This window comes from uncultured Methanofollis sp. (assembly GCF_937919355.1).
GTDB lineage: Archaea > Halobacteriota > Methanomicrobia > Methanomicrobiales > Methanofollaceae > Methanofollis.
This window is the reverse complement of the sequence record NZ_CALFSA010000225.1, coordinates 1-7,752: the sequence shown is the minus strand read 5'-3', so window position 1 is coordinate 7,752 and position 7,752 is coordinate 1. Positions and strand designations below refer to the sequence as shown.

The following is a 7,752-nucleotide window of genomic DNA, read 5'->3' as shown; positions in this document are numbered from 1 at the left end:
GACGGACCCGCCTTCGCCCCTGAAAAAATACAGGGCGGCGGCGAGGAGAGCAAAGATGGAGACGTAAAATAGGAGAATGAGATTTTTTCTGTCTGGATTATTTATTCGTGGCATGGATCGAATATCTCCGGCGTACTATAATGTTCGCCCATCTTTTGGGGGGTCTTGCCTATATTCTCGTATCGAGTTTGATGAGGCCGGCTCGGATGAAGATAACGGGCGTGTCGTTTGTCCCGGTCTCACGGGCATGCGCCTCGATGACCTGATAGATCTCGTCTGTGGTCGCCCTGGTCACCGGGAATTCGTCATAGAGGTAGATCTCGATGCACCTCAGATAATCGACGCCATGGCCGAAGATCGGGCCGCCGCCGCCGTCCCAATGGTAGAAATCTTTCTCTTTGAATTCTTCTTTTGCCGACCGGAGTATCTCATCGAGGTCCTGGTTATGCCGGACCGTTCCATAGGTGGCATAGATGTTCCTGGACATTAGGTACTCCAGGTCCCGGTCGTTGATGTCAGGGATGGTCTGGCGAATGGCCTCTTTCTGCTCTTCGATGCGGGTCTCCTCGCTCTGGTTTACGAGATGGATGCTGGCGACGGTGACGACCGTGACGAGGACAACCACTAGGAGGATGATTTTCCCTTTCTTTTTCTCCATACCTTTCCCCGGGGTGGAGGAGGGGTCTCCCGGTGCGAGTCGTGCAGGGCCCTGTCAGGGCACCGGGCCTTCTCCACGATGCGAAATATCTCTGGTGGAGTATATGTCGTTTCTGGGACGATCGTCTATCTGTTGTTCCCGTCTCGTCTTCCCCCGCCCGGAGCACCCGGTCGAGCCAGTCGAAGATCCGCTGGTTCCGCCGCATCGTGCCGCCGGTGCCGCAGTGCTCCTCGATCCCCTCGGCGGCCGGGAAGGGCATCCACTCCTTCTCGCAGGCGAGGGCGTCGTAGAGGAGGCGGGCCCTGCCCGGGAATGAACGCTCGTTTGCGGCCTCGATGACCAGGGTGGGGCATGCGATATCGCCGGCAATCCCCGCAAGAGTGTAGGCCTGCGACATGAGGAGCCACTCGTGCGGCGAGGCGGCGCCGTAGACGTACATGCCGTGCCTGAAGGCCCAGCGGATCGCGGGGTCGGTCTTCATCACCTCCCGCACGGCGGCGTCGAAGGTGGCGGGGTCGGTGTGGAGGACCTTGATGACGTCCTTCGCCATCACGGTCAGTTTCGTGTAGTCGGCGTCGAAGACCCCGCCGTTGGCGACGAGTGCGGCGATCCGGTGGTCGCGGGCGGCCGCCCGCGGCGCCAGGTAGCCGCCCATCGAGGCGCCGATGATGGCGACCCGCTCGCGGTCGACCTCCGGCCGGGCGAGGAGCCAGTCTATGGCCGGGGTCACGACCGCTTCCCAGTCGGGCCTGAAGGTCAGGCCCTGCTCCCGCAGCACGGCGCCCTGTCCTGGCCCCTCGAAGGCGAGGACGTTGTATCCTCTCTTCAGGGCCGAGACCCCGTAGTCAAGGTAGAGTTCCTCGGCGGTGCCGTCGAAGCCGGTGGTGAGGACGACGGTCGGCCGCCCTTCCCTGCCCGCCGGGAAGAAATAACCGGGGAGGGTCGTCCCCTCATACGGGATGGCGACGATCTCGTGCCCGACGCCGAGGCGGGCGAGGGCCTGCCTGAAGCAGGTGCGCGATTTCCCCCAGGTCTCGACGATCCGCGGGTCGGCCGGGTCCCCGTGGAGGAAGAACTCAGCCGTCCGGTAATAGGAGAAAGCCCGCATATATGCCTCTCCGGCGCTGACGCGGCCGGCACCGGCCTCGCAGGCATAGCCCTCAACCTGTTCGGCCGTCCGCCGCCACTCTGCATACCAGCTCTCGACGTCATGTTCCCTGATCCGTGCGGCGGTCATCAGGCACTCGCCGATGTCCGCACCTCCGGCGGCGATCGTCCCGAGGACGCGGAGGTACTGGAAGGAGAAACTCTCGTCGTTGAAGTGGACTTTCATCGTATCCGCTGATCACTCTGTGCCATTTCATTTAAGGTTTCGGGGAAAAGGGGGGATGTCGGGGTTTTGATTGCGGGCGAATACCGCCGCAAAAAACGTGGGGGTCAGGGGGCCTGCGGACCATTCTCGGCCCTTTCGAGGAACTCCCTGACGACGGCGAGGTAGGCGTCCGTCGCCTCCAGGTGGTGGTGGTGCTCGTGGGACGCCCCCTCGAAGACGGCGAGAGGTTCGAGATAGTCTGAGGTGCAGCCCGGACCGCCGTGGAGGACGAGGAGGGGGGTGCCGCCCTCCTCCGCGCCGGCGACATGATATCTCACCCGTCCACCGGGCACGTCCGCGAAACCCTCCTGGGGGATATCCATATTTTTTCTCTTTGACGTTTTCCGGGATGAAGGTGGTGATCTGTGATGGAGTGCCGGGGTATCTATCGTTTTCGGGGTATTCCTCTCGTCTGCTCTTCTCGATCCGATCCTGCGATTGCCCTCCATAACTCGCCGGCCCAATTCTTATATGCACACACATACATACACGGGGTCATATGGGGACGAGGACGATATCCATCACCGACGAGGCGTACGATCTCCTGAAAGGTCTGAAAAGATCCGAAAAAGACAGTTTTTCAGACGTGATCGTGCGGCACTACCCCAGGAAAAGGAAACTGTCCGAGGTGCTGAAGGAGATTGGGAGGTGCGACGACCTCGCCGACAGCGTCGAAAAAGTATCCGAAGATATGCGGAGAGCACGATTGAGAGAGGTCAACATCTGATGCCGGTCGCCGACACCTGTTTTCTCGTCGACCTTCTGAGACGGAACCCCCCCGCGGTCGGTCTTTACACCTCATATGAAGAACAGGATATCGCACTCAGCACCACCGCGGTCACCGCCCTCGAACTCTACAAAGGTGCCCATCTCTCGGCCCGGAGCGAGAAGAACATCGAAAAGGTCAGGGTGCTTCTCTCGCTCTTTGAGATTTTGCCCCTTGACCTGCGTGTCTGCGAGGTGTTCGGTCCGCTCTCGGCGGAATTGAAAAAGAAGGGGGTCTCGATCGGCGACTTCGACGAGGTGATCGCGGCGACGGTGCTCTGTCACGACGGCGTCCTGATCACCCGTGACGACCACTTCTCTCAGGTCCCGGGTATCGAAGTCGTCGGCTACTGATCGTCGGAGATCGGGACCTTCGAGGCCGTCCCCCTACCCGACGACAACCTTCACGTACGGCCTCGGCACGAGCACGCAGGCGCAGAAAGCCTCGCGGTCCCCGACGGCGACGACCTCCGCCGTGACAGGTCTCGTCTCCATCGCCGCGGCAAAACCCGGTTCGATCGTCTCCATGAATGCAAAAAAGCGGCGGAGTTCCATGAAGGGGCGGTCGGCCTCCGGGACCATCTCGAAGTCCGCAAGGTCGCTCTCGATAGTGGAAGTGCGGGCGACCTCCCCGTCGAAGTAGACCCAGACCTCGACCTCGTGGTCGCGGGCGATCGTGCGGAGGGCGAGGAGGTCGGTCTCCCCTCCCTCCCGGATGCCGAGAGAGGCGAACCGCTCTCTCGTGTCCTTCCCCGGCAGACTCTCGAAAGGTGCGGCAGTCATAACCCTCACATCGTGGCGACAGCCACGCACTCCTCCATCGTCCCTATCCGCGCCACCGCACCGCACATCGTCGGCACATAGGCGAGGGCCTTCCCCGAGTTGACCATGATGGCGTCGTACCTGTCCAGTGCAGGCGAGACGACGACGCAGGTGTCGGCATAGACCCGCGCCCCGCTCCTCTCGATCGCCGCCACCGCCTCGCGGTTCTCCCTGATGACCCCCTGTGCGGCGAAGACGAAGAAGGGCTTATTCACCTTTTTCCCGGCAAGGAGTCCGGCGAGGTGGCCGAGTTCGGCCGGAGAGAGGTGGGGGCACCCGACCGCGACTGCGTCCACGTCGACCGCGGAGAAGACCTCCCGCACCTCGTCCATCCTGATCTCGACCGTCTCAGCCACGTCGCGCTTGAAAGTCGGCAGGCGGGACTCCGGGGTGATCTTATCCACGTGGAAGAGGGCGACCGCTCCCGTCGCCGCCATTGCCGCTCCCAGGGCCTTGAGGTGGTCGCGGGGGGGCCTGATCCCGGTGAAGAGAGGTATCCTGTTCCCGACGATCTTCCCGGCCACATAGCCGAGGGCCCCGTAGTCGGCGGCGTCCTTCAGCGCCGCCGGGTCGTCCACCGTGACCCCGACATTCGGCAGGCGGTTCTTGAAGATGTGCAGGCCGTAGTACGGCGTCTTGCCGACGATCGCCGCGGCAAGGGCGCCCGGCCCCCCCTCGCGGTTCGTCCGCGCCCCGATGACCGAGTTCGCGTAACAGACCGCCGACGACTCGGCCCAGGCCAGGTGCTCGCCGTACTGCGTCTGGGAGACATAATAGGGCGTGCAGGTGCACTCGAGTTTGATGCCGAGACGCCCGTAGGCGGCGACAACCTCCTCCTGCTTTTTAGCGAACTCTTCGGAGATCCCCATCTCCTTCCAGCGGTCGCGGGCCATGCCTATCGGGTTCAGGACAGTCGGCACGGCGACATGGGCGTCGATCCCCTGCAACCACTCGAGGCCCCACTTCCCGATCGTCTTGTACGACGCCCCCGAGACCTGGGCGCTCGCGATCGGGATGAGTTTCTCGGCCCCGAAGACCTTTCCGAGTCCGACGAGGATCTCCATCATCTGCTGCATCGTCTCGCCGTACTCGCCATTCTGCATTTTTTCTTCTTCAGGTTCCAGATACATCAGTCATTCCATCCTGCACGTACATATTTTTCCTCCTCTCCCATCACCATCGTGGCGTCGACGCCGATCTTCACGTTCGTGCCGTCGCCGCCCCGGCAGGGGTCGAGGGAGGAACCCCGCACCCCGGTGATCACCATCAGGTCGCGGTCGCCCCGCACCCGTGTTGCGATGGCGTACTCCACGTCCTCCATGGAGAAGGGGTCGATGTCCTCGTCCACGACGACGACATGCTTCAGGGAGGTGTGGGCCGCGAAGGCCGCCATGATCGCGTTCTTCCCGTCGCCCTGCGTGTTCTTCCGGATCTGGACGACGGCGTGGAGGTAGCCGCACCCGCCCGTCGTCAGGACGACGTTCCTGACCGTCGTCACGCCCGCGACGGCCCGGTAGATCTTCGGCTCGTAGGGCACGCCCATCAGGAGGCGGTGCTCCTTCCCGCCGGGGAGGATGGAGTGGTAGATGGGGTCCTCCTTCGTCCACATGCCGGTGAGTTCGATGACGGGCTGGACCCTCTCGAAGTCGTAGGTGCCGGTGATGTCGACGAAAGGCCCTTCCTCGGCCGTCTCCGTCCCGATATACCCTTCGAGGACGATCTCGGCCTCAGGGACGAGGACGCCGTTCGAGCACTCATATACGGGGAGTTCCCCGCCCATCAGTTCGGCGGCGAACTCAAGTTCCTTCCCCTCGGGGACGCGGGTGCAGGAGGCGAAGGTGATAGCCGGGTGGACGCCGAGGGCGATGGCGACCGGCAGTTTCTCGCCCCTCTTCACCGCCTCCCTGTGGAGGACGTCGGTGTGCCGGCCCTCGACAAGGCGTGCGGCGACGCGGTCTTTTCCTATCACCATCATGCGGTGGATGGAGGCGTTCTCCACCCCGTCGAGACGGGAGAAGACGATCCCCGCCGTGATATACGGGCCGCCGTCCTTCGGGAAGAAGGTCATGACCGGGAACTCGGAGAGGTCCGCCGGGCGCATCTCCAGTTTTCCCATCGGTTTCAGGGTGCCGGAGTACGACGCCCCGGAAAGCCTCTTCACCAGGTCGGCCTCCGTGCTCCCGAGGGCCGCCGCAAGGGTGCTCCTGCTCGCGGTGAGGTTCATCACCGCCTTCTTCCCGCCGATGTCGTGGAAGAGGAGGACCCTGTCGGTCGTGCTCGCCATCTGTGCCGCTTCGAAGCGGTCGGAGACCGGCCTTTCGATCTCGTCGACCAGGCCCTTCGCCCGCATCTTGTCAATGAACTCTCGTATCGTCATCATATCCGCTCCATCTTTTCCCGATATCGTGCTCCACGCCGAGGTGGTCGAGGACGCGGGCGACCACCATGTCCACCAGGTCGTCGATCGTCTGCGGCCGCCCGTAGAAGGGCGGACTTGCGACCATCACCGTCGCCCCGGCCTCGTCCGCGGCGAGCATGTTCCGCAGGTGGATGTGCGAGAGGGGCATCTCCCGCAGGACAAGGATGCACCGCCGCCTTTCCTTCAGACAGACGTCGGCCGCCCGTGCAATAAGGGTGTCGGAAAAACCCGCCGAGATCGAGGCGAGGGTCTTCATCGAGCAGGGGACGATTGCCATCCCGTCGTACCGGAAAGACCCGCTCGCGATCTCCGCGGCCAGGTTGTGGTTGTCCTCCTCGATCACCGGGAACCCGTCGAGGCTCACGCCTTCGTGGACGGCGATCTCCCGCGCCGTCCCGGAGACGACGAGGTGCACCCGCGCCGTCCCCGAGAGCACCTCGAGGAGGCGCCTTGCATAGACGATCCCGCTTGCGCCGGTCACGCCGATAACATATTCCTTCTCCATCTCGTCCTCACACCGGTAACCTGTCCTGCTGCGTCGGTTTTTTGATGTGGAGCACCTCGACGGCCGCCGCTTCCACCCTCTCCCTCTGCTCCGGGAGGGTGTAGACGCCGAGGCGCCACTGTTCCCGCCGCGTCTCGTTCAGGGTCGTCAGGAGGGGGGAGACCTGTTCGAGGCCGACGAGGGCGTTCTTCTCCCGCACCCGCACTTCCATCGACATGTCTGTCGGGAAGGGCGGGATGTCGACGAGAACCGTCTCCTCCCCTACGCCCGCCGCCTCCGCGACCGCCCGTGCGATCTGCCTGCTCTCGACGAGGGTGGTCCGGGCCTGCACGGCGACGGCGTTCACCTGGCCTCTGCCGACATAGACGGCCCTCTTGTAGAGTCTCCTCTCGTAGAGTCGCCTGGCAAGGTCGCGTGCCGTCCCGTCGGGAGAGGCGAGGAGGCGGGTGAAGAGGGCGGCGTCGTCCATGCGCATCAGCGCCCTGATTGCGTCCCCGCTCCCCGCGAGGTGGGAGAGGAGGGCGAGGTGGAACATGGCCGTGGCGATCCGGGAGACATGGTGGTAGTAGACGACCGGGCGCATCAGGGTCCGTGCGATGAGCAGGGACTCGGCCGCATTGATCCCGGAGGCGTCGAGGGCGACGCCGGTCTCGGTCCCGACAGTCGCCCTGATCAACCGCCCGGCATCGACGAGGCCGTAGGGCACGCCCGTGTAGTGGGCGTCGCGGAGGAGGTAGTCCATCCTGTCCACGTCAAGGTCGCCGTGGATCGCCCCCGCGTACCTGTGAGTGCCGTTGATGACGGCGGCGACCTCGGCCGGGTCGAGGCCGCGGTCTTCGAGGATGCCGGCAGTCTCGCCCTCCCCGAGGAGGTCGCCGGCGTCCTGGTGGCCCTTCCCCATCATCTCGACCATGAAGGCCTCGGTGACATGGGAGAAGGGGCCGTGGCCGATGTCGTGGAGGAGGGCGGCGGCGGTGACAAGGTCGCTCTCGCCCGTGTCGAGGCCGAGGTGACGGCAGAGCACGGCCGCAAGGTGCATCGTCCCGAGGGAGTGCTCGAAACGGGTGTGGTTTGCGCCCGGATAGACCAGGTGGGCGAAGCCGAGTTGCCTGATATGACGGAGGCGCTGGAGGGCGGGGGAGTCGAGGAGTGCGAGGGCCGTCTCTCCCACCTCGACGTCGCCGTGCACCGGGTCCTTGATGATTTTCATC

General features: G+C 64.0%; 10 protein-coding genes. 2 read left to right on the top strand and 8 right to left on the bottom strand.

The window, feature by feature from the left end:
• Nucleotides 1–169: 169 nt before the first annotated feature.
• From Q0520_RS11070 to Q0520_RS11060, 3 genes are all read right to left on the bottom strand, one after another.
• Nucleotides 170–625, bottom strand: coding sequence for a hypothetical protein (locus Q0520_RS11070; protein ID WP_298670067.1), 456 nt, complete (start codon nt 623–625; stop codon nt 170–172).
• A complete protein-coding gene (locus tag Q0520_RS11065; protein WP_298670065.1) occupies nt 516–1,991 on the bottom strand; it encodes a S9 family peptidase in 1,476 nt (491 codons plus the stop codon). The genes Q0520_RS11070 and Q0520_RS11065 overlap by 110 nt, the downstream gene beginning before the upstream one ends.
• 104 nt (nt 1,992–2,095) lie before the next feature.
• Nucleotides 2,096–2,353 carry a hypothetical protein gene (locus tag Q0520_RS11060; RefSeq protein ID WP_298670063.1) on the bottom strand — a complete coding sequence of 86 codons (258 nt, stop codon included), beginning with the start codon at nt 2,351–2,353 and terminating at the stop codon, nt 2,096–2,098.
• A gap of 176 nt (nt 2,354–2,529) precedes the next feature.
• Here Q0520_RS11060 and Q0520_RS11055 point away from each other — a divergent pair, with 176 nt between their 5' ends.
• Together Q0520_RS11055 and Q0520_RS11050 are read left to right on the top strand one after the other, a co-directional pair.
• On the top strand, nt 2,530–2,757 hold the full coding sequence (locus tag Q0520_RS11055; protein WP_298670061.1) for an antitoxin VapB family protein: 228 nt from the start codon (nt 2,530–2,532) through the stop codon (nt 2,755–2,757).
• Nucleotides 2,757–3,149 carry a type II toxin-antitoxin system VapC family toxin gene (locus Q0520_RS11050; protein ID WP_298670059.1) on the top strand — a complete coding sequence of 131 codons (393 nt, stop codon included), beginning with the start codon at nt 2,757–2,759 and terminating at the stop codon, nt 3,147–3,149. Before Q0520_RS11055 ends, Q0520_RS11050 begins: the two co-directional genes overlap by 1 nt.
• A 33-nt stretch (nt 3,150–3,182) precedes the next feature.
• On the opposite strand, the gene Q0520_RS11045 is transcribed toward Q0520_RS11050, so the two are convergent.
• The 5 genes from Q0520_RS11045 to Q0520_RS11025 all read right to left on the bottom strand — a co-directional run.
• A complete protein-coding gene (locus Q0520_RS11045) occupies nt 3,183–3,578 on the bottom strand; it encodes a hypothetical protein (RefSeq protein ID WP_298670058.1) in 396 nt (131 codons plus the stop codon).
• A 5-nt stretch (nt 3,579–3,583) separates the two neighbouring features.
• A complete protein-coding gene (locus Q0520_RS11040; RefSeq protein ID WP_298670056.1) occupies nt 3,584–4,747 on the bottom strand; it encodes an aconitase X catalytic domain-containing protein in 1,164 nt (387 codons plus the stop codon).
• Nucleotides 4,747–5,988, bottom strand: a complete 1,242-nt coding sequence (locus Q0520_RS11035; RefSeq protein ID WP_298670069.1) for a UbiD family decarboxylase — start codon at nt 5,986–5,988, stop codon at nt 4,747–4,749. The genes Q0520_RS11040 and Q0520_RS11035 overlap by 1 nt, the downstream gene beginning before the upstream one ends.
• Nucleotides 5,972–6,541, bottom strand: a complete 570-nt coding sequence (locus Q0520_RS11030) for a UbiX family flavin prenyltransferase (RefSeq protein WP_298670054.1) — start codon at nt 6,539–6,541, stop codon at nt 5,972–5,974. Before Q0520_RS11030 ends, Q0520_RS11035 begins: the two co-directional genes overlap by 17 nt.
• 7 nt (nt 6,542–6,548) lie before the next feature.
• On the bottom strand, nt 6,549–7,752 hold a 1,204-nt coding region (locus tag Q0520_RS11025; RefSeq protein ID WP_298670052.1), incomplete at its 5' end, for an HD domain-containing protein.

Coding starts and splice junctions, on each gene's coding strand:
- Q0520_RS11065 (WP_298670065.1), bottom strand. CDS start 1,991: ATGAAAGTCCACTTCAACGACGAGAGTTTCTCCTTCCAGTACCTCCGC.
- Q0520_RS11060 (WP_298670063.1), bottom strand. CDS start 2,353: ATGGATATCCCCCAGGAGGGTTTCGCGGACGTGCCCGGTGGACGGGTG.
- Q0520_RS11055 (WP_298670061.1), top strand. CDS start 2,530: ATGGGGACGAGGACGATATCCATCACCGACGAGGCGTACGATCTCCTG.
- Q0520_RS11050 (WP_298670059.1), top strand. CDS start 2,757: ATGCCGGTCGCCGACACCTGTTTTCTCGTCGACCTTCTGAGACGGAAC.
- Q0520_RS11045 (WP_298670058.1), bottom strand. CDS start 3,578: ATGACTGCCGCACCTTTCGAGAGTCTGCCGGGGAAGGACACGAGAGAG.
- Q0520_RS11040 (WP_298670056.1), bottom strand. CDS start 4,747: ATGTATCTGGAACCTGAAGAAGAAAAAATGCAGAATGGCGAGTACGGC.
- Q0520_RS11030 (WP_298670054.1), bottom strand. CDS start 6,541: ATGGAGAAGGAATATGTTATCGGCGTGACCGGCGCAAGCGGGATCGTC.